Source organism: Paenibacillus sp. JGP012 (assembly GCF_014203995.1).
Taxonomy (GTDB): domain Bacteria; phylum Bacillota; class Bacilli; order Paenibacillales; family Paenibacillaceae; genus Paenibacillus; species Paenibacillus silvae.
The window spans coordinates 14,730-34,456 of record NZ_JACHKG010000012.1; the positions used below are offsets into that span (position 1 = coordinate 14,730).

At 49.6% G+C, this 19,727-nt stretch carries 16 protein-coding genes; all 16 read left to right on the forward strand.

Features of this window, described 5'->3' with window-relative positions:
• Positions 1 to 526 precede the first annotated feature (526 nt).
• A complete protein-coding gene (gene purS, locus HNR77_RS15760) occupies positions 527 to 772 on the forward strand; it encodes a phosphoribosylformylglycinamidine synthase subunit PurS (protein WP_110897836.1) in 246 nt (81 codons plus the stop codon).
• A gap of 4 nt (positions 773 to 776) precedes the next feature.
• A complete protein-coding gene (purQ, locus tag HNR77_RS15765) occupies positions 777 to 1,466 on the forward strand; it encodes a phosphoribosylformylglycinamidine synthase subunit PurQ (RefSeq protein ID WP_184186112.1) in 690 nt (229 codons plus the stop codon).
• Positions 1,444 to 3,687, forward strand: coding sequence for a phosphoribosylformylglycinamidine synthase subunit PurL (gene purL, locus HNR77_RS15770; RefSeq protein ID WP_184186114.1), 2,244 nt, complete (start codon positions 1,444 to 1,446; stop codon positions 3,685 to 3,687). The genes purQ and purL overlap by 23 nt, the downstream gene beginning before the upstream one ends.
• A complete protein-coding gene (purF, locus tag HNR77_RS15775; protein WP_111273230.1) occupies positions 3,672 to 5,150 on the forward strand; it encodes an amidophosphoribosyltransferase in 1,479 nt (492 codons plus the stop codon). The genes purL and purF overlap by 16 nt, the downstream gene beginning before the upstream one ends.
• A gap of 12 nt (positions 5,151 to 5,162) precedes the next feature.
• The gene (locus tag HNR77_RS15780) at positions 5,163 to 5,606 is read left to right on the forward strand and encodes an immunity 26/phosphotriesterase HocA family protein (RefSeq protein WP_184186117.1); all 444 of its coding nucleotides are present in this window, start codon (positions 5,163 to 5,165) and stop codon (positions 5,604 to 5,606) included.
• A gap of 70 nt (positions 5,607 to 5,676) precedes the next feature.
• Positions 5,677 to 6,717 carry a phosphoribosylformylglycinamidine cyclo-ligase gene (gene purM / locus HNR77_RS15785; protein WP_184186120.1) on the forward strand — a complete coding sequence of 347 codons (1,041 nt, stop codon included), beginning with the start codon at positions 5,677 to 5,679 and terminating at the stop codon, positions 6,715 to 6,717.
• Positions 6,717 to 7,334, forward strand: a complete 618-nt coding sequence (gene purN, locus HNR77_RS15790; protein ID WP_184186123.1) for a phosphoribosylglycinamide formyltransferase — start codon at positions 6,717 to 6,719, stop codon at positions 7,332 to 7,334. The genes purM and purN overlap by 1 nt, the downstream gene beginning before the upstream one ends.
• A 336-nt stretch (positions 7,335 to 7,670) precedes the next feature.
• Positions 7,671 to 9,218 (forward strand): bifunctional phosphoribosylaminoimidazolecarboxamide formyltransferase/IMP cyclohydrolase, encoded by a 1,548-nt coding sequence (gene purH / locus HNR77_RS15795; protein WP_145405554.1) that lies wholly within the window; start codon positions 7,671 to 7,673, stop codon positions 9,216 to 9,218.
• A gap of 165 nt (positions 9,219 to 9,383) precedes the next feature.
• On the forward strand, positions 9,384 to 10,649 hold the full coding sequence (gene purD, locus HNR77_RS15800; RefSeq protein WP_184186126.1) for a phosphoribosylamine--glycine ligase: 1,266 nt from the start codon (positions 9,384 to 9,386) through the stop codon (positions 10,647 to 10,649).
• A 651-nt stretch (positions 10,650 to 11,300) separates the two neighbouring features.
• Positions 11,301 to 12,638 (forward strand): hemolysin family protein, encoded by a 1,338-nt coding sequence (locus HNR77_RS15805; RefSeq protein WP_184186129.1) that lies wholly within the window; start codon positions 11,301 to 11,303, stop codon positions 12,636 to 12,638.
• A gap of 71 nt (positions 12,639 to 12,709) precedes the next feature.
• Positions 12,710 to 13,792, forward strand: a complete 1,083-nt coding sequence (locus tag HNR77_RS15810; protein WP_184186132.1) for a hemolysin family protein — start codon at positions 12,710 to 12,712, stop codon at positions 13,790 to 13,792.
• A gap of 366 nt (positions 13,793 to 14,158) precedes the next feature.
• Positions 14,159 to 15,109 carry a ring-cleaving dioxygenase gene (locus tag HNR77_RS15815; RefSeq protein WP_221443868.1) on the forward strand — a complete coding sequence of 317 codons (951 nt, stop codon included), beginning with the start codon at positions 14,159 to 14,161 and terminating at the stop codon, positions 15,107 to 15,109.
• An 11-nt stretch (positions 15,110 to 15,120) separates the two neighbouring features.
• Positions 15,121 to 15,726, forward strand: a complete 606-nt coding sequence (locus HNR77_RS15820) for an alpha/beta hydrolase (RefSeq protein WP_184186423.1) — start codon at positions 15,121 to 15,123, stop codon at positions 15,724 to 15,726.
• 539 nt (positions 15,727 to 16,265) lie between these two features.
• Entirely contained in the window at positions 16,266 to 17,132 is an 867-nt protein-coding gene (locus HNR77_RS15825) for an alpha/beta fold hydrolase (RefSeq protein WP_184186429.1), read from the forward strand.
• 180 nt (positions 17,133 to 17,312) lie between these two features.
• Positions 17,313 to 18,545: a threonine ammonia-lyase IlvA gene (ilvA, locus tag HNR77_RS15830; protein WP_188594359.1), complete on the forward strand. Its 1,233-nt coding sequence runs from the start codon at positions 17,313 to 17,315 to the stop codon at positions 18,543 to 18,545.
• A gap of 56 nt (positions 18,546 to 18,601) precedes the next feature.
• The gene (locus HNR77_RS15835) at positions 18,602 to 19,198 is read left to right on the forward strand and encodes a GNAT family N-acetyltransferase (protein WP_311768638.1); all 597 of its coding nucleotides are present in this window, start codon (positions 18,602 to 18,604) and stop codon (positions 19,196 to 19,198) included.
• Positions 19,199 to 19,727 lie beyond the last annotated feature (529 nt).

Sequence of the window (19,727 nt, forward strand, 5' to 3'; positions counted from 1 at the left end):
ACACCGAAGCGACCGTCCCAAGGCAACCGCTTTTACTACCCGCCGAGCAACATAAAGGGTTTAGGCCTTTAAAAAATATAGCCGCAGGATCAAGCGCAGGGGTGGAATGGTTCACGAAGGAGCGAAGCGTCCGCCTTTGTTCCCGGGTTTTGACCGCAGCGCGGGCCAAAACGAATCAAGAAAAACCTGGGAACAACCAGCGGCCGGAGGAAGCATCCACACCGAAGCGACCGTCCCAAGGCAACCGCTTTTACTACCCGCCGAGCAACATAAAGGGTTTAGGCCTTTAAAAAATATAGCCGCAGGATCAAGCACAGGGGTGGAATGGTTCACGAAGGAGCGAAGCGTCCGCCTTTGTTCCCGGGTTTTGACCGCAGCGCGGGCCAAAACGAATCAAGAAAAACCTGGGAACAACCAGCGGCCGGAGGAAGCATCCACACCGAAGCGACCGTCCCAAGGCTGCCCGTTACTTTTTTAACAGCATAAAGCATTTATCCCGTTCATTACTGAGGAGGAACTTCGAATCATGATCAAAGCAACCGTATATGTCACTATCAAGCAAAGCGTACTCGACCCGCAAGGGGTAGCCGTTCAAGGAGCCCTGCATTCCATGGGATTCAACGAAGTGGAAAGTGTACGGATCGGTAAAGTCATGGAACTGAACCTGGATACAACGGATCGTGTGGAAGCGGAGAAACGATTGAAAGTGATGTGTGAGAAATTGCTCGCCAACACCGTTGTTGAAGATTACCGCTACGAATTGGAGGCTTAATCTCATGAAATTTGCAGTTCTTGTGTTCCCTGGCTCCAACTGCGACATCGACTGTTACAAAGCGGTGGAAGATGCGATTGGACAAGAGGTTGATTATGTATGGCATACGGCTACCGATCTGTCGGCGTATGATTGCATTCTGGTTCCGGGTGGTTTCTCGTATGGAGACTACCTGCGCTGCGGAGCGATTTCCCGTTTCGCACCGGTAATGAACGAAGTGGCTAAGGCTGCAGAGCAAGGCAAATATGTACTGGGCATTTGCAACGGGTTCCAGATCTTGACGGAAGCAGGTTTGCTCCCGGGAGCATTGATCCGTAATACGTCTCTGAAATTCCGTTGCCATGACACGGTGCTGAAAGTAGCTAATGCAAACACACCATTCACACGTGACTATGCACCAGGCGAAGAGATTATCATTCCGATCGCTCACGGTGAAGGCAACTATTACTGTGATGAAGCAACACTGGCAAGCTTGCAAGCAAACAATCAGATTGTTTTCACATATGGCAGCAACCCGAACGGTTCTCTGGGGGATATCGCGGGAATATGTAACGAAGCAGGCAATGTAGTTGGCATGATGCCGCACCCGGAGCGTGCAGTGGATTCACTGTTCGGCTCGGAAGACGGCAAACGGATGTTCACATCAATTTTGAAAGCATGGAGGGATCGGCATGACGCAGCAGCTATCCGCTAAGGAGCCAACAGCAGAACAGGTCGCAGAACATAAACTTTACGCACAGATGGGCGTGTCTGACAGCGAGTATGAGCTGATCTGTGAGTTCATGGGCCGCAAGCCAAACTACACGGAAATCGGTGTATTCAGCGTCATGTGGTCCGAGCACTGCGCCTACAAAAACTCCAAGCCGCTCCTGCGTCGTTTCCCGACAAGCGGCCCGCGTGTCCTGATGGGACCGGGTGAAGGTGCCGGAATCGTGGATATCGGCGATAATCAGGCTGTTGTTTTCAAAATTGAAAGCCATAACCACCCTTCCGCGGTAGAACCTTATCAAGGTGCGGCAACAGGTGTGGGCGGCATTATCCGTGATATTTTCTCCATGGGTGCAAGACCGGTAGCGCTGTTGAACTCTCTTCGTTTCGGTAAGCTGGAGAGCGAGCGCGTAAAATATCTATTTGAGCATGTAGTAGCGGGTATTGCGGGATACGGTAACTGTATCGGGATTCCAACCGTTGCAGGTGAAGTGATGTTTGATGAGAGCTATGAGGGTAACCCGCTCGTTAACGCAATGTGTGTCGGTCTGATCGATCATGATAAAATCCAGCGTGGTGTAGCCAAGGGTGTAGGTAACCCGGTGTATTACGTGGGGCCGCCAACAGGTCGTGACGGTATTCACGGTGCAACGTTTGCATCCGTTGAGCTGACCGAAGAATCCGAGTCCCAGCGTACAGCGGTTCAGGTCGGTGATCCGTTCATGGAGAAGCTGGTTATGGAATCCTGTCTGGAATTGATCGACACGGGCATCGTGCTCGGTATTCAGGACATGGGTGCAGCAGGTCTGACATGCTCCAGTGCGGAGATGGCGAGTAAAGCAGGTAACGGTCTGGAGCTGTATCTGGATCAGGTGCCACAACGTGAAGAAGGCATGACACCGTACGAGATGATGCTTTCCGAGTCTCAGGAACGGATGCTGTTTGTCGTTGAGCCGAAGGATGAAGCACAGGCGCTGGAAATCTTTGAACGTTGGGGCGTTATCTGCGCCAAAGTTGGTAAAGTTACAGATGATGGTCGTCTGAAGCTGATCCACCACGGTGAGGTTGTTGGTGATATGCCTGTTACGGCATTGGTTGACGAGTGTCCAGTATATGACAAGCCATCTTCTGTACCCGCTTATTATGAAGCGAGTGCTTCCATCGACACGCTGCGTTATGACGAGGTGTCGGATCTCGGCGGTGCCTTGAAACAAGTACTGGCTTCCCCGACTGTAGCGAGCAAAAAATGGGTTTACGATCAATATGACTACATGGTGCGTACAAGCACAGCCGTGCGTCCAGGCTCGGATGCAGCGGTGGTAACGATCCGTGGCACGCGCAAAGGTCTTGCGATGACGACAGACTGTAACGGACGTTATGTGTACCTTGATCCTGAAGTGGGCGGACGAATTGCGGTGAGTGAAGCAGCGCGTAATATCGTATGTTCCGGTGCGGAGCCGCTCGCAATTACGGACAACCTGAACTTCGGTAACCCGGAGAAACCGGATATTTTCTGGCAGATGGAAAAAGCGGTAGACGGTATGGCAGAAGCTTGCCGTGTTCTGGATACACCGGTCATCGGTGGTAACGTAAGTTTGTACAATGAAAACGCCAAAGGCTCCATCTATCCAACGCCAGTTGTCGGTATGGTAGGTCTCGTTCATGATACGGATCATATCACGACACAGGCTTTCAAATCCGAAGGTGATGTGATCATTCTCCTCGGTGAAACCAAAGCGGAACTCGGCGGCAGCGAGCTGCAGTACGCCGTGCACGGCGTGACGGAAGGACGTCCGCCACAGCTTGACCTGAACACGGAGAAGGCATTGCTCAGCACCGTGCTGGAAGCCATCCAATCCGGACTTGTTCGCTCAGCGCATGACTTGTCCGAAGGCGGCTTGGCGGTTGCATTGGCAGAGTCCTGCATCAGCGGTAACGTGGGCGCACAAGTGAATGTAGAGACTGCATTGCGTGCAGATCACGCATTGTTCAGTGAGAGTCAATCCCGTATTTTGCTGTCGGCTTCGCCGGAGCAAGCGGGCAAGCTTGAAGCTTTTGTACGTGAGCGCGGTGTGCCTGTAGCTGTCATTGGACGTGTCGAAGGAAGTAACCTGACGATTGAATTGAACGGAACATCAGCCGTGAACGAACCTGTAGGAGGTTTGGCGAAGGTCTGGGAGGATGCGATTCCATGTCTCATGAACTGATGACGGAACCGTTGTGGACAGGCGATTATTATAACGAAGGGTCCGGCAAGGAAGGACTCGACAAATTAAAGGAAGAATGCGGCGTATTCGGGGTGTATCGTCACCCTGATGCGGCTTCCCTTTCTTACTATGGTTTGCATGCACTCCAGCATCGCGGGGAAGAGAGCGCAGGCATGTGTGTAAGCGATGGTACACAGTTTAACTATCATCGCGGCATGGGACTGGTGAAGGAAGTGTTCACCAAAGACCTGATGCAGACACTGACAGGCGATATTAGCATAGGACATGTGCGCTATTCCACGAGTGGAGACAGCAAGCTGACGAATGCACAACCGCTCGTATTCAAATATCGCGATGGCGATCTGGCCGTTGCAACGAACGGAAACATCGTGAATGCGCCAACGATCCGGCGCGAGCTGGAGCAGAGCGGTTCTATTTTCCAAACGACAAGTGACACTGAAGTTATTGCTCACTTGATTGCACGTTCTCCAAAAGGACTTGTGGAGGCGGCAAAAGATGCATTTCAGCGTATTGTGGGCGGGTATGCCTTCCTCATTATGACGAATGACAAGCTGTTGGTAGCTTCTGATCCGCATGGACTTCGTCCGTTAACGATGGGCAAGCTGGGGGATGCTTATCTGTTTGCCTCCGAGACCTGTGCGCTTGAAACCATCGGCGCAGAGCTGATTCGTGATATTCAGCCTGGTGAATTGCTTGTGCTGGATGCAGACGGCTTGCATGAAGATCGTTTTGACGATCACAAACACCGTAAGGCGCTGTGTGCGATGGAATATATTTATTTTGCTCGCCCGGACAGTGATATGAATGGAGCCAACCAGCATGCTGCTCGTAAACGGATGGGCAGCCGGATGGCGATTGAGTCGTTCGTGGATGCGGACTTGGTTACGGGGGTACCAGATTCCAGCATCTCGGCGGCGATTGGATACGCTGAACAGACGGGCATTCCTTATGAGATGGGTATGATCAAAAATAAATACACGGGACGTACGTTTATCCAGCCAAGCCAGGAGCTGCGTGAGCAGGGCGTGAAGATGAAGCTCAGCGCAGTGCGCCGCGTCGTGGAAGGCAAACGTGTTGTCATGATTGATGACTCCATCGTACGGGGCACGACATCGCGCCGGATCGTGAATATGCTGCGTGATGCAGGGGCAACCGAAGTACATGTGCGCATTACATCACCGCCATTCAAAAATCCGTGCTTCTATGGCATTGATACACCGGATAGCCGTGAACTGATTGCATCCTCTCTGTCGGTAGAAGAGATTTGCCGTGAGATTAATGCGGATTCACTGGCGTTTCTCAGCCCGGATGGACTGATTGCTTCGATTCAAGGAGATAATCAGGATGACTATAAGGGCGGGCTATGTCTGGCCTGCTTCGATAATGATTATCCGACCCGTCTCGACTTCGACGGTGAAGAGAAGTTCGGCTGCAGCTGTTAGGAGGTCAGGCTTATGGGAAGAAAAAGCTATAATGAGGGCGATATTTTTCTGATTCCGATGCATGATGGACGGTTTGCTGTCTGTCAGATTGTATGTGCACTGCGAGATCGCTTCAAAAAAGTTTTTTCATTCGGCGTGATGAGCATTCAGCGTGACGAAACTGTAAGTTTGGAAGACGGCGAATTCCTTGTCTATTCTTATGGTAAACGTAAGAGCAGCGTGATCTTCACGTCACCCAAGCTGCTGAAAGATGGCACATGGCGCATTGTTGGTAACATCCCGCTGACTCCGGAGAAAAAGGAACTGCAAGTATTCCAGTGTGCCGGTGCGGTATACAACGGTGACGAATACATTCGAATGGTTCCACCAGAAGAGTACAGTCAGTACATTACAATGGGTGTAGCTGGATTTGAATTGGTACAGATTCATCTGCTAGAGATGAGTAGCAATAAATGAGTTGGACTTTTCATTTACACAAATAATATTTTCAACTCAATTTATACAAGATACGAAGGGTGTGAGGGTTGTGTCCGAAGCATATAAAAAGGCCGGCGTGGATATCGCGGCAGGCAATGAAGCGGTTGAACGGATGAAGAAACACGTAAAGCGTACCTTCCGTCCGGAAGTGATGACTGATCTGGGTGGATTCGGAGCACTGTTCGGCTTGAACAAAGATAAGTATGATGAGCCGGTACTGGTTTCCGGTACAGATGGTGTTGGCACGAAGCTAAAAATTGCTTTTGCCATGGATCGTCACGACACCATCGGGATTGACGCAGTAGCCATGTGTGTGAATGACATCGTCGTACAAGGCGCTGAGCCGTTGTTCTTCCTGGACTACCTTGCTTGCGACAAGGTCATTCCTGAGAAGATTGAAGCCATCGTCGCCGGTATCGCAGAAGGCTGTCATCAGTCCGGCTGTGCGCTGATTGGTGGCGAAACGGCTGAGATGCCAGGCATGTACAGTGAAGGCGAGTATGATATCGCAGGTTTCACGGTTGGTATTGTGGACAAAGCAAAGATTATCAACGGCACAACCATTGCACCTGGAGATACGGTGATCGGTCTCGCTTCCAGTGGTGTACACAGTAACGGCTTCTCTCTGGTTCGCAGATTGCTGCTCGAAGAAGCTGGCTTGGATCTGCACTCGGAAGTGGAAGAACTGGGCGGCAAGCTGGGAGATGCGCTGCTGGAGCCAACAAAAATTTACGTAAAACCACTGCTGTCCCTGTTGGAAAACGTGAAAGTAAAAGGCATGGCGCACATTACAGGCGGTGGATTTATCGAAAATATCCCGCGTATGCTGCCAAGCAGCGTGAATGTGGATATTGATTATGGCTCATGGCCAATTCTGCCGATCTTTAATCTGTTACAGCAAAAAGGCGATGTTTCCAACCGCGATATGTTCACTACCTTTAACATGGGCATCGGGCTTGTGTTAGTTGTGAACGAAGCAGATGCAGCGAAAGCTTTGGAGCAATTGAAAGCATCGGGTGAAGAAGCGTACATCATCGGCCGTGTAACTGAAGGAGATGCGCGAGTAACCTTCACAGGAGCGGATGTTTAATGGCGAACTATCGCATTGCTGTATTTGCCTCCGGGGAGGGAAGCAACTTCCAGTCTCTGGTCGATGCAGCACGCAATGGCGCGTTGAACGCTTCGGTGGAGCTGCTTGTCTGTGACAAGCCTGCTGCACGTGTTGTGCAGCGAGCACAGGATGCAGGTATAGACTGCCATCTGTTTACACCTAAGGCGTATGCTTCGCGTGAAGCATATGAGGCAGAGATTATCGAGGTGCTTGAGTCTAAACAGATTGATCTGGTTGTGCTCGCGGGGTATATGAGACTGCTGACTTCAGTAATGGTGGATCGTTACGCAGGCCGACTAATCAATATTCATCCCTCCCTGCTGCCAGCATTTACAGGCAAGGATGCCATTGGACAAGCACTGGAGTATGGTGTGAAGGTGACCGGTGTGACCGTGCATTTTGTTGACGGGGGAATGGATACGGGGCCGATTATTGCCCAGCACCCGGTTCCAGTGCAGCCGGGAGATACAGCTGAAACGATCAGCAAAGCCATTCATGCAGCTGAGCAGCAGCTGTACCCTGAAGTGGTATCCTGGTTTGCGCAAGGTCTGGTTCAATTAGACGGACGCCATGTCACCATTACCAAACCGGTTTGATATTAAGTTGAGATTTTTTCCGCACATGAACAAAGAGAACAGAAATAAGCTGGAGAAGCGAAGCGTTCGCCTGAAAGCTTTCTGAAAGAAAGCTGCATCGGAAGCATAGGCCTATCACCGGATTTTTCCCTTGAGAAGGGAAATCAAAAAAATCTGGGGATAACAGCGATTGGAAGGTTGTTCTGTCATCGGAGTGTTCTGTGTAAACATCTTAGTTCAACTTATATAACAGAAGTCGAATGTTGGTACGCATTTTGTGATATTTCTCGGGAAATAAATCGGCTGTGTTTCGTCAGGAAACGCGAAGCTTATGGGACATTAAAGGAGGAGCATATTGTGAGTATCAAAAGAGCGCTGGTCAGCGTATCGGATAAAACAGGCATCGTGGACTTTTGCCGCGAGCTGTCGCAAATGGGTGTGGAGATTATTTCGACAGGAGGTACAAGCAGCCTGTTGTCGAAGGAAGGCGTTCCTGTCATCGGAATTTCGGACGTGACCGGATTCCCGGAAATTATGGACGGACGTGTCAAAACATTGCATCCGGCAGTTCACAGCGGATTGCTTGCTGTTCGTGATAACGAAGAGCATACACGCCAAATGCAGGAGCTTGGTCTCGGTTATATCGATCTGGTTGTGGTTAACCTGTATCCTTTCCAGGAAACGATCGCGAAACCGGATGTAGCCTATGAAGATGCCATCGAGAACATTGATATCGGCGGCCCAACCATGCTTCGTTCTGCGGCGAAAAACCATGCCTTTGTCAGCGTTGTTGTTGATGCTGCAGACTACAGCCAGGTGCTGGAGGAAGTTCGCAGCGGTGGAGATACCACCCTTGAAACTCGCAAACGGCTTGCGGCAAAAGTGTTCCGTCATACGGCGGCTTACGATGCACTCATCTCCGACTACCTTTCCAACGTTAATGGCGACCCGCTGCCAGAGCGCTTGACGGTTACTTATGAAAAGCTCCAGGATTTGCGCTATGGCGAAAATCCACACCAACAAGCAGCATTCTACCGCAAACCGCTGGCTGCACAGGATACATTGACAGCAGCCGAGCAGCTGCACGGCAAAGAGCTGTCCTACAATAACATCAACGATGCCAACGCAGCATTGCAGATCGTCAAGGAATTTGAAGAGCCTGCTGTGGTGGCTGTGAAACATATGAACCCTTGCGGTGTGGGGATCGGCGAGAGTATCTATGAGGCGTACAGCAAAGCTTATGCTGCTGACCCAACATCGATTTTTGGCGGCATTGTCGCAGCAAACCGCATCATCGACAGCGATACGGCGAACAAGCTGAGCGAGATTTTCCTGGAAATCGTACTCGCGCCTGATTTTACCCAGGAAGCATTGGATATCCTGACGAAAAAGAAAAACATTCGTTTGCTCAAAACAGGTGAGCTGAGTGCAGCTCGCAACCGCGAAAGCCAATTCGTGGTGACATCGATTGACGGCGGTATGATCGTGCAGCAATCGGACGTACACTCCATTGAAGCGAGCGAGCTTAACGTGGTGACGGACCGTGCACCTTCCGAAGAAGAATTGAAACAGCTGTTGTTTGGCTGGAAAGTCGTTAAACATGTGAAGTCCAACGCCATCGTACTTGCTGCGAACGACATGACCGTAGGTGTTGGCGCAGGACAAATGAATCGTGTCGGTGCTGCCAAAATTGCAATTGAGCAAGCTGGCGAGCTGGCGAAAGGTGCAGTTCTTGCTTCCGACGCATTCTTCCCGATGGGTGACACGTTGGAGCTGGCAGCGAAAGCCGGCATCACAGCAGTTATTCAGCCAGGCGGCTCGATCAAAGACGAAGAGTCGATCAAAGTAGCCAATGAATACGGCATCGCCATGGTATTTACAGGCGTACGTCATTTCAAACACTAGGCACGAAGGTATAAGCTATAATCTGTCATCATAAGTGACAGGTGTTTCAAGGGGGTGTCACCTGTCATGCTCATGACGTATGGGACACTCCTTTTTTCAGGAAGAGATATGATCTGATATGTGTGAACATACCAATACTATTGAAGCGTGGAGGGGAAGAGACGAATGGATATTTTGGTTGTTGGCGGCGGTGGCCGCGAGCATGCAATCATCTGGGCGCTGGCGAAGAGTCCCAAGGCAGGCAAGATTCACTGTGCACCGGGGAATGCAGGGATTGCGCAGCTGGCAGAATGTCATCCGATTGCTGTACTTGAATTCGATAAGCTCAAGGCACTTGCTGTGGAGCTGAAGGTAGACCTTGTCGTGATCGGACCGGATGATCCGCTGGCGGACGGGATTGTAGATGCGTTTGACTCGACAGGCATTCCGGTCTTCGGACCGCGCCGTAATGCGGCAGAGATCGAAGGCAGCAAAACGTTTATGAAGGACCTGCTGCATAAGTATCATATTCCTACTGCTGCATACGAGAAGTTCGATAACTACGAGCAGGCTCAAGCCTATCTGGATGAGCAGGCCATTCCTGTGGTCATTAAAGCGGATGGTCTCGCTGCGGGTAAAGGGGTAACCGTGGCGTACTCCCGTGAAGAAGCAAATCAGGCGCTGCGCAGCATTATGGTTGATAAAGTATTCGGCGAGGCTGGAGCAAAGGTCATTATCGAGGAATTCCTTGCAGGGCAAGAAATGTCGATTCTGGCTTTTGTCGATGGCGAAACCGTACGTCCGATGGCGGCAGCGCAGGATCACAAGCCTGTCTTCGATAATGATCAGGGTCCCAATACGGGTGGAATGGGGACATACTCCCCGCTGCCTCATATTCCGGCCTCTATTATTGAAGAAGCGGTGGAAACGATTATCAAGCCAACAGCGAAAGCGATGGTATCCGAAGGTCGGCCATTCCGCGGTGTATTGTTCGCGGGTCTGATGATCTCCCCGGATGGCAAGCCCAAAACGATTGAGTTCAACGCACGTTTTGGAGATCCAGAGACGCAAGTGGTCTTGCCACGTCTGAAAAGTGATCTGCTGGACATATTCTGGGCAACGGTGCACGGGAAATTAGCTGATATTGAGATTGAGTGGAGTGACGAGGCTGCAGTATGTGTCGTGCTCGCTTCCGGCGGATATCCGGGTCCATACGCGAAAGGTGTCGTTATCAACGGACTGGATGAGGTGCATGAGGGCGTCGTATTCCATGCAGGAACCGCTCGTAACGAAGCCGGAGAATGGGTAACGAATGGTGGGCGAATCCTGGGGGTTGTTGGCCTAGGCACAGATATTGCGGATGCAAGAGACAAAGCATATGCACAGGCAGAGCGTATTCAGTTCGAGGGCAAACATCAGCGCAGCGACATTGCAGCGAAAGCTTTAGTATAAGCCGCATACGAATACGCAGCATTCAAGCGGTGAAACCCGCGAGAGTGCAAGCAAAATAGCGTTCCAAACCTATTTGAACAAGCCCGTACGATGGGGTACCGAAAGGTATTTGCATCCTGCGGGCTCTTTGCTGCGTAATACTTTATATTGAGTTTAAGCGGTCAGGACTTAACATACATATAGACTATTCTGTGAACAATAGACTGTAAGCTTGATCCAAACCATAACGTGCAACTGGATGGTTTGGATCAAAACATGATATACTTTTCGGAAACAGGAATCGGTACGGGGGGAGGTGGATATCTATTGGGTAGGCGATATTGTAAATTGTCCAAATGGAGAATCTAGGTGGAGTTGATCAAGGAACAATGGACAGCATGAGGGGGAAACAAACCCGCTTGGAGTGAAGTCGTTTCTAGACGTCATGGACGTATTGACTTCATCTTGGATTCCTGTTTTAGATTTACAAGGTCATTATGCGATGCATTCAGAAATGATCATGAACTGATTTTTATATACGTTTGGCATATTAATAGTCTTAGGCTATTAACTTCAGGCACTAAACAGCGTATGAATGGTTAACGACATAAACGTTACTATACCGCGCTGTAACTATCTTTGGAGGTGAATCCCTGAGGATCGGGGAAGTCTTTGGACATAATTACCATATTAAATATCGCATTACTTATCATCTTGATTGTATTGACTGCATTTTTCGTGGCATCGGAGTTTGCAGTGGTCAAGATTCGTACATCAAGGGTGGATCAACTGGTTGCCGAGGGAAATAAACAGGCTGTGTTAGCCAAAAAGGTTGTCTCGGATCTCGATTATTATCTATCTGCCTGTCAGCTTGGCATTACCGTTACCGCCCTGGGACTCGGGGCTTTGGGTAAACCAACGGTGGAGAGATTGCTGTATCCGGTGTTCAGCTATCTGGACGTACCTGCCTCCATCTCGGCGATAGCTTCTTATGCGATAGCTTTTATTCTCGTTACGTTTTTGCACGTTGTTGTGGGTGAGATGGCACCCAAAACGCTGGCGATTCAGTTTTCCGAAAAACTGACATTATTACTTTCGCCACCGCTGTACTGGTTTGGTAAAATCATGTATCCGTTCATTTGGGCGCTCAACGGTGCATCCCGTGTCATTTTGCGCGGATTTGGAGTGAAACCCGCCGGGCATGATCAGGCCTACTCAGAGGACGAGATTAAAATTATTATGAATCAGAGTTATGAAGGCGATGAGAGTAATCAGACGAAGCTTTCGTATCTGGAAAATGTTTTTGTGTTCGACGAACGGGATGCCAAAGACATCATGGTTCCACGTACCGAACTGATTACACTGAATCAGGATATGACCTATGACGATATTATTCCGATTTTGGATGAGCATAACTACTCCAGATATCCCGTCATTGAGGATGGAGATAAAGATCGCATTATCGGCGTGGTGAATGTGAAGAAGATTTTGCCGGACATGGTGGCGACACGAGCACATCAATTGAGTGAATTCGTGCGTGAAATCCCATTTGTGTCGGAAGTGACCTCCATTCAGGATGCGATGATCAAAATGCAGCAGGAACGTGTGCACATGGCTGTTGTCGTGGATGAGTACGGCGGTACTTCGGGAATCATTACGATGGAGGATATTCTTGAGGAGCTGGTCGGCGAGATTCGGGATGAGTTCGACGCAGATGAAGTGGCAGACATTCAGGAAACCGGGGAAAACCAGTATCTGATCAACGGACGTGTGCTGCTCGATGAACTGGAGCGTCAATTCGGGATGGTGTTTGAGGGCAATGAAGAGATGGATACCGTTGCCGGATGGATTCAGTACCAGAGGGGTGTCGGTGTCGAAAAAGGGGACACTGTGGAACACGGCGACTATGTCTGGACGGTTGTGGATGCCGAGAACTATCACATCAAGCAGGTGCTGCTTGAGCGTGTACAGGGCACTGAGGCTGAAGAACCTGCAAGCGATCTGGCTTAATGTTAAGTCTCTTGAATATATTTTTATTTCTAAACTTAATGGAGGTGAATCCCTCAATCTGAGGGAAGTCATTGGACGGAATAATAGCCTTGAATTTATTTTTAGTCGTTGTATTTATCGGTTTGACCGCGTTTTTTGTTGGTGCTGAATTTGCGATTCTGAAAGTGCGGATGTCCCGTATTGATCAATTGATCGCGGAAGGCAACAAAAAAGCAGTGGTCGCCAAAAAAGTGGCACAACATCTGGATTATTATCTGTCTGCATGTCAACTTGGGATTACGATTACGGCTCTCGTGCTTGGAGCCTTGGGTGAGCCAACAGTAGAGAAGATGCTGCATCCGTTATTTGAAAGTCTGGAGGTGCCTGCCGCTCTGTCCACCGTTCTGTCTTACGGTATTGCGCTGGCAGTGATTACTTTCCTGCACGTCGTGATTGGTGAGCTTGCACCCAAAACTTTGGCTATACAGTTTGCCGAGCGGATGACTTTAATGCTTGCACCACCGCTCTATTGGTTCGGTAAAATCATGAATCCATTCATCTATGCTTTGAATGGTGCGGCTCGTTTGTTGCTTGGTATGTTCGGTATCAAACCCGCCGGACATGATACGGTTCACTCCGAGGAGGAACTGAAGCTGATTATGGCACAATCGTATGAGAGCGGGGAGATCAACCAAACCGAGCTGGATTACCTCAAAAACATTTTTGCGTTTGATGAGCGTCTGCTCCAGGAGATTATGATTCCACGCAACAAAATTGTTACACTCAACAAAGATATGCCGCTGGATCAGATTATCGAGGTGTTGAACCAGCATGAATATACGAGATATCCAGTCATTGCACACGGAGAAACCAACCATTTTGTCGGCTTTATTAATACGAAACAAACATTGACCAGTGTGGCCGCAGGCAGGGAGTTCAGTATGAACACCTTCATACATCCGATGCCAAGCTTCTCGGAGCGAACTCCGATCAAGGATGTGCTTGTTCAGATGCAGCAGAGCCGCGTGCATATCGCATCGGTGAGAAACGAAGCCGGGGATACGATTGGTATGGTCACAATGGAGGATATTCTTGAAGAGATTGTCGGGGATATCAAGGATGAGTATGAGCATAAAGATCTGGTAAATCCGCCGAAAAAATTGAAGCTGGTGTAGAAAAGGCGATGAAGTTGGTATGGAAAAGACAACGAAACTGGTATGGAAAGACAATAAAGCTGGTTTAACAAACATGATACTGAGCTTAAACCGACAGGTTCCCGTAGGACGGGGCCTGTTTTTTCATGGATATACTTCCTTAGAACCTGCAAATGAACCGTTTTTAAGAGATTCACAGCACTAAAGTCTTAATTTTAAAATAAATGCTTGCGTAATGGATAGAAATGTACTAATATAAATTTAAAGAATCTTAATTTAAAGATAAATAACAAAGTCAAGGTAAGTTAATTCTTATTTACAGTAAATAAAAGAAGCATACTACAACCAAGATATGATTTATAAACCAAAACCAAGGGAGTGGAGATTATGTTCAGAACGTCAGGCATTCATCACATTACGGCTTTTGTTGACGATGCACAGAAAAATGTAGATTTTTACGCAGGTGTGCTGGGACTCAGACTGGTGAAAAAAACAATTAACTTTGATGCACCAGACGTGTATCACTTGTATTACGGCAACGAGCAGGGCGCGCCGGGGACCATTATTACCTTTTTCCCACAGCAAAATTCAAGAAGAGGTGTTATTGGCTCAGGCCAAACCGGGGTGACCGTCTATGCGGTACCTGCGGGCAGCCTGTCGTTCTGGAAGGAACGTCTTGCTTCCTTTGATATCCCATATGAAAATAAAACGAGATTCGGTGAAAGCTACATTCGTTTCTTCGATAAAGGTGGATTGCTGCTTGAGCTGGTTGAGCGTGAAGGCGGTCAGCCAAGTCAGTGGACATTCAATGGAGTAACCCCGGAGCATGCCATCAAGGGATTCGGTGGTGCTGTACTGTACAGTCATGTGCCTGAGAAAACGATGGAGGTGCTCGTCAGCAAGCTGGGTCTGGAGCAAGTGGGTGAAGAGAATGGCCTGATCCGACTGCGTGCCAGCGGTGATCTGGGACAGATTATTGATATTCAATCGACAGGCATCCAGCGCGGCATCGGCGGTGCGGGTACGGTACATCACATTGCATGGCGTGCCAGAGATTACACCGAGCATGAACAGATTCAGCAGGAGCTGGAGCAAACCGGATATCACCCAACGCCGGTGATTGACCGTCAATACTTCAATGCGGTATATTTCCGGGAGCCAGGCGGCATTTTGTTCGAGATTGCCACGGACCCTCCAGGCTTTGCGCGGGATGAGCCGCAAGAGAGCATGGGCGAAAAATTGATGCTGCCTGAATGGTATGAACCACAACGCGAGCAGATTGAACAACTGCTGCCGCCAATTCAAGTACGTGAGTGGAAGGGAGAGTCCAAATCATGAGTACAGCGACAATGAAACATATCTATAAAGCAGGTGCACAGCCAGATGCACCGACGATGCTGCTGCTGCATGGCACGGGAGGTACGGAGAACGATCTGATTGGACTGGCAGAGATGATTGCGCCGGGAGCCGCTATACTTGGGGTACGGGGCAATGTATCCGAGAATGGCATGCCACGTTTCTTCCGCCGCCTGGCCGAAGGAATCTTTGACGAAGAGGATCTGATTGCACGAACAGCGGAGCTGGGTTCCTTCATCGATGCTGCTGCGGCAGAGTATGGATTTGATCGGAAAAACGTCTATGCACTGGGGTACTCCAATGGCGCTAACATCGCTGCAAGCTTGATGTTCCATCAGGCAGATGTATTCAAGGGAGCGATTCTTCACCATCCAATGGTACCGCTGCGCGGGCTCACACTGCCCGATCTGACAGGATTGCCTGTGTTCATCGGTGCGGGAGAGAATGATCCGATCGTACCTCGGCACGAAACGGAGGAGCTGGCTTCACTTCTGAGCGGGGCAGGTGCTGATGTGCATATGCACTGGGAGCGTCAGGGACATCAGCTGACACGCACCGAGGCAGAAGCTGCGGCAGCATGGTATAAGTCACAGGTGTAATTAGGTATATAAGTATACCGATCCACATCTATAAGATGAGAGTACACATCGACATACAAGCAGTAAAAAAACAGCCTGATTATTGAGATCGGGCTGTTTTTCTTATAAATATTTTTTTATTACAGCGGCGGTGCCATGAGCTAAGAGGCGATGAACCAGCTGCTGGAGCGTATGAACAACAAACATCACAACATTTGTGGATAAGAGGGCGGATCTTTGCGTTAAGAGATTAGGTTATGCGCAAGGAAATGCGCGCGAAGCCAGAGGATTGATATTATACGGTCAGCCGCTGCAAGGCTGGGAGGGGGACCGATCGGATGATGGATCGGGTGTTCTTTTTTTACATAGAACAAGGTATAATCATTAATTGATAATCATTTTCATTTAGGGAACGGTGAAGATAGGGAATAGATGAACGGAAGGTACAAGAGAGAAGAGATAGGATGGAAGATAGAAGAGAGCGGGTTAAAGATAGCAGAGAGCATGAACGATAGAAAATGGAGATAGCTGTGCATCAATGGAGGGAGGAAGGCAAGTTGATGAATCATCATCCTGATTTACATACGTTTGGTTCCAGTGCTTATATTCAAACCCGTGATGGCAGAAAGCTTCATTATATGTCCAGGGGAGAAGGGGAAGTTACGGTTGTGTTTGAATCGGGCATGGGTGTCTCCAGATCAACATGGGGACTGATTGTACCCGCTGTAGCCGAGCAGGCACGTACCGTTGTCTACGATAGGGCGGGAGCGGGACGAAGTGATGTCGATGCTTCTCCTCGTACGCTGGCGCGGATTGCGGAAGATCTGAACGAGCTGCTGGATGCGCTGGGGCCAGGGCCGTTTATTCTGGTCGGACATAGCTGGGGAGGTCCCATTGTTCGTACAGCGGCAGGGGTTAATCTGTCTCGTCTGCGGGGGATTGTTCTCGTTGATCCATCGGATGAGCATTGTGATTTGTATTTTTCCAGGATGGCGAAAGTGGGCTTTGCAATCAATGGTGCACTTATTCCGATGCTGGCTCATCTGGGCTTGTATCGTTTCCTTGGTATCAAAGCATTCCACATGCAGCCTGCTGATGTTGTTGCGGAACACCGACAGGAGGACTTTACCGTACAGGCGGCACGCACGATGGCTGCGGAGGGAAAGGGATTTATACAGGATTTGAAAATGCTGCAGGAGCAGCCTCCCAAGCTGGGAAATGTGGCGGTTAGCCTGATTTCAGGTACACTGCCGGGCAAAGGGGAGCGTAAAATCAGACCCGCCATCGTGAAGGCTCACCAACAGACGGTTAACAAGCTGTCCAACGCCAGATGGGTGAAGGCGGCACAGTCAGGGCATATGGTGATGTTCACAGACCCTGAGGTGATTACGGCAGAGATTATGCGAATGGTGAGGGACGGGGAGTAGAGGTTATCCAATTCTTCACCAGGCGCATGGACAGAGCAAAAGTGATACAATGAAAAGAAAAAACAATGTGTGACATTGTTAGACCATATAAGCGGAGTGTGGAGACAGATGAAACCAGAGAATCAGGAAACAACAGGAACGAGTACAGGAAATGAAGGCTCCAGACATGCCAGTGTTGGCATGGAAGATATCGTGCGCGCACATCATGTGCTGCGTGAAGTGATCGTAAGAACGCCGCTGCAGCGGGATGCTGTATTGTCGGCCAAATATAACTGTAACGTCTATCTGAAGCGTGAAGACCTGCAAGTGGTGCGTTCATTTAAAATTCGGGGCGCCTATAATATGATTCGCAATTTGACTCCAGCCGAGATGGAGAAGGGTATTGTCTGTGCAAGTGCCGGCAATCATGCGCAAGGCGTGGCCTTCAGCTGTAATGCGCTCGGAATTCACGGCAAAATCTTTATGCCAAGCACAACGCCGAATCAGAAGGTGAAGCAGGTGCGTCGTTTTGGCGGCGATAATGTAGAGGTTGTTCTGATCGGAGACACGTATGATGATGCTTATGCTGAAGCAATGCGTGCGTGTGACGAGCAGGGCATGACCTTTATTCACCCGTTCGACTCACCGAAGATTATTGCGGGCAACGGTACGGTTGCGATGGAGATTATGGAAAGTCTCGATGAGCATGCAGATTATGTATTTGTAACGATTGGTGGCGGTGGTCTGGCAGCCGGTGTGGGAACGTATATGAGAACGGTCAGCCCTGACACTCAAATTATCGGCGTTGAGCCGCTAGGCGCGGCTTCTATGAGTGAAGCGATGTTCCGCAAGCAGGTGGTCACACTGGATGATATTGATAAGTTTGTCGATGGTGCGGCGGTGAAACGGGTTGGCGATCTGACCTTTGACATCTGCAGCAGCATTCTGGATGACATCGTTAAGGTGCCGGAAGGCAAAGCCTGCACAACCATTCTGGAGTTATATAACGAAAATGCCATCGTGGTGGAGCCTGCCGGTTCGCTGGCTGTTGCTGCACTCGACCAGTATCGGGAACAGATTGCCGGCAAGACGGTTGTTTGTGTAATTAGCGGCGGTAACAATGACATTGACCGGATGCAGGAGATCAAGGAGCGTTCCTTGATCTATGAAGGGTTGAAATACTACTTTATGGTGAATTTCCCGCAGCGTGCAGGGGCTTTGCGCGAGTTCCTGGAGGAAGTGCTTGGTCCGAATGACGATATCGCCAGATTTGAATATACGAAAAAGCATGACAAGGAAAACGGCCCGGCCCTGGTCGGCATCGAGCTGATGTACAAAGAGGACTACCAGCCGCTGATCGAGCGCATGAACCGCAAAGGCATCGCCTATACAGAGCTGAACAAAAACCTCAATCTGTTCAACATGTTAATCTGATGAAGGATCTCAGCTGGTTATAAGACAGACAAGCAGAAAGGGGCATTTGGTGACAAGTGAAACCAACGACAGAGTCAGCTGTACCCAATTCAACACCTCAGCTCCGACCTGCCCGGAAGGAAGATGTGGATCAGATGCTTCCGCTGCTGGTGCAGGCGATTGACGATATTGCTTATGCACTTGCAGGTGAGGGTGATCTTGAACGGGCGATGCACATTTTGCGGGAATTGATGACACAGGAGCATAACAGGATCAGTTATCAGAACATTACCGTGATGGAGCAGGAAGGGCAGGTTGCTGGAATTCTGGTAGCTTACGCGGGGGATGATGCGGACCGTCTGGATCAGCCGATTCTGGATCGGCCTGGACGGGATACGGACGAGAAGTATGCATTGGTAAAAGAAACCCGTCCCGGGGAGTATTATCTGGATACTCTCTCGGTAAGCGAGTCATTTCAGGGGCAGGGCATCGGCCGTGCACTGATGGCTGCTTTTGAGCAGCAGGGGAAAGAACTCGGCCACACACGGGCAGCCCTCATCGTAGAACAGGACAATGGACGTGCGAGGCAGCTGTATGAACGGCAAGGTTACGTCCGGGATGAAACCATCCTCATTGGAGGACATGCGTACGATCATATGATTAAACCGCTTTAAGCGGTTGTGTTACGTGGTCTTTGTCAAATATGGCTAAAGGCGAAGGCCGGAGACGGTAGGCTACTGGCTACGGGCTCGAGGTGGATTCTCAGGACACAGGACAAGGATAGTCATGACGTTTCCGCATTTGCTGCACATAGGAACACAGGAACAACGGGATACGCAAAAGAAAGAAGACGAGACCCCCTCATGATGAGGTGGGTTTCGTCTTTTTGCTGTGTGTACCGACAGAGCGATTCGGCTAACGATCTCAGATGACGCTATTTCGCCATTTTCAGCTCACTTTAACATCTAACGAATCTGAGAAACGTTATTTCCACTTTTTATGCCGAAAATCGCAGGTTTTCACTCATTTTAGATGAAATAGCGTCGCTGGAGATCGTTACATTGCTGAACCGCTCAAAAAACGCCAAATAAGGCTTCTGGGAATCGTTAGAAAATGTTGTGCCCCGCAAACGCAGTCTGCTGCGACTCGAAACATAGGGTTAAGCACTCTGAAGAAAGCTGAAGCATTTAACGCAATCTAAAG

Excerpts from the sequence above, each read along its gene's own strand:
- HNR77_RS15825 (WP_184186429.1), top strand. The coding sequence starts at position 16,266 with ATGAATCATCATCCTGATTTACATACGTTTGGTTCCAGTGCTTATATT.
- purQ (WP_184186112.1), top strand. The coding sequence starts at position 777 with ATGAAATTTGCAGTTCTTGTGTTCCCTGGCTCCAACTGCGACATCGAC.
- ilvA (WP_188594359.1), top strand. The coding sequence starts at position 17,313 with ATGGAAGATATCGTGCGCGCACATCATGTGCTGCGTGAAGTGATCGTA.
- purL (WP_184186114.1), top strand. The coding sequence starts at position 1,444 with ATGACGCAGCAGCTATCCGCTAAGGAGCCAACAGCAGAACAGGTCGCA.
- purN (WP_184186123.1), top strand. The coding sequence starts at position 6,717 with ATGGCGAACTATCGCATTGCTGTATTTGCCTCCGGGGAGGGAAGCAAC.
- HNR77_RS15815 (WP_221443868.1), top strand. The coding sequence starts at position 14,159 with ATGTTCAGAACGTCAGGCATTCATCACATTACGGCTTTTGTTGACGAT.
- purF (WP_111273230.1), top strand. The coding sequence starts at position 3,672 with ATGTCTCATGAACTGATGACGGAACCGTTGTGGACAGGCGATTATTAT.
- HNR77_RS15820 (WP_184186423.1), top strand. The coding sequence starts at position 15,121 with ATGAAACATATCTATAAAGCAGGTGCACAGCCAGATGCACCGACGATG.
- purS (WP_110897836.1), top strand. The coding sequence starts at position 527 with ATGATCAAAGCAACCGTATATGTCACTATCAAGCAAAGCGTACTCGAC.
- purD (WP_184186126.1), top strand. The coding sequence starts at position 9,384 with ATGGATATTTTGGTTGTTGGCGGCGGTGGCCGCGAGCATGCAATCATC.
- HNR77_RS15780 (WP_184186117.1), top strand. The coding sequence starts at position 5,163 with ATGGGAAGAAAAAGCTATAATGAGGGCGATATTTTTCTGATTCCGATG.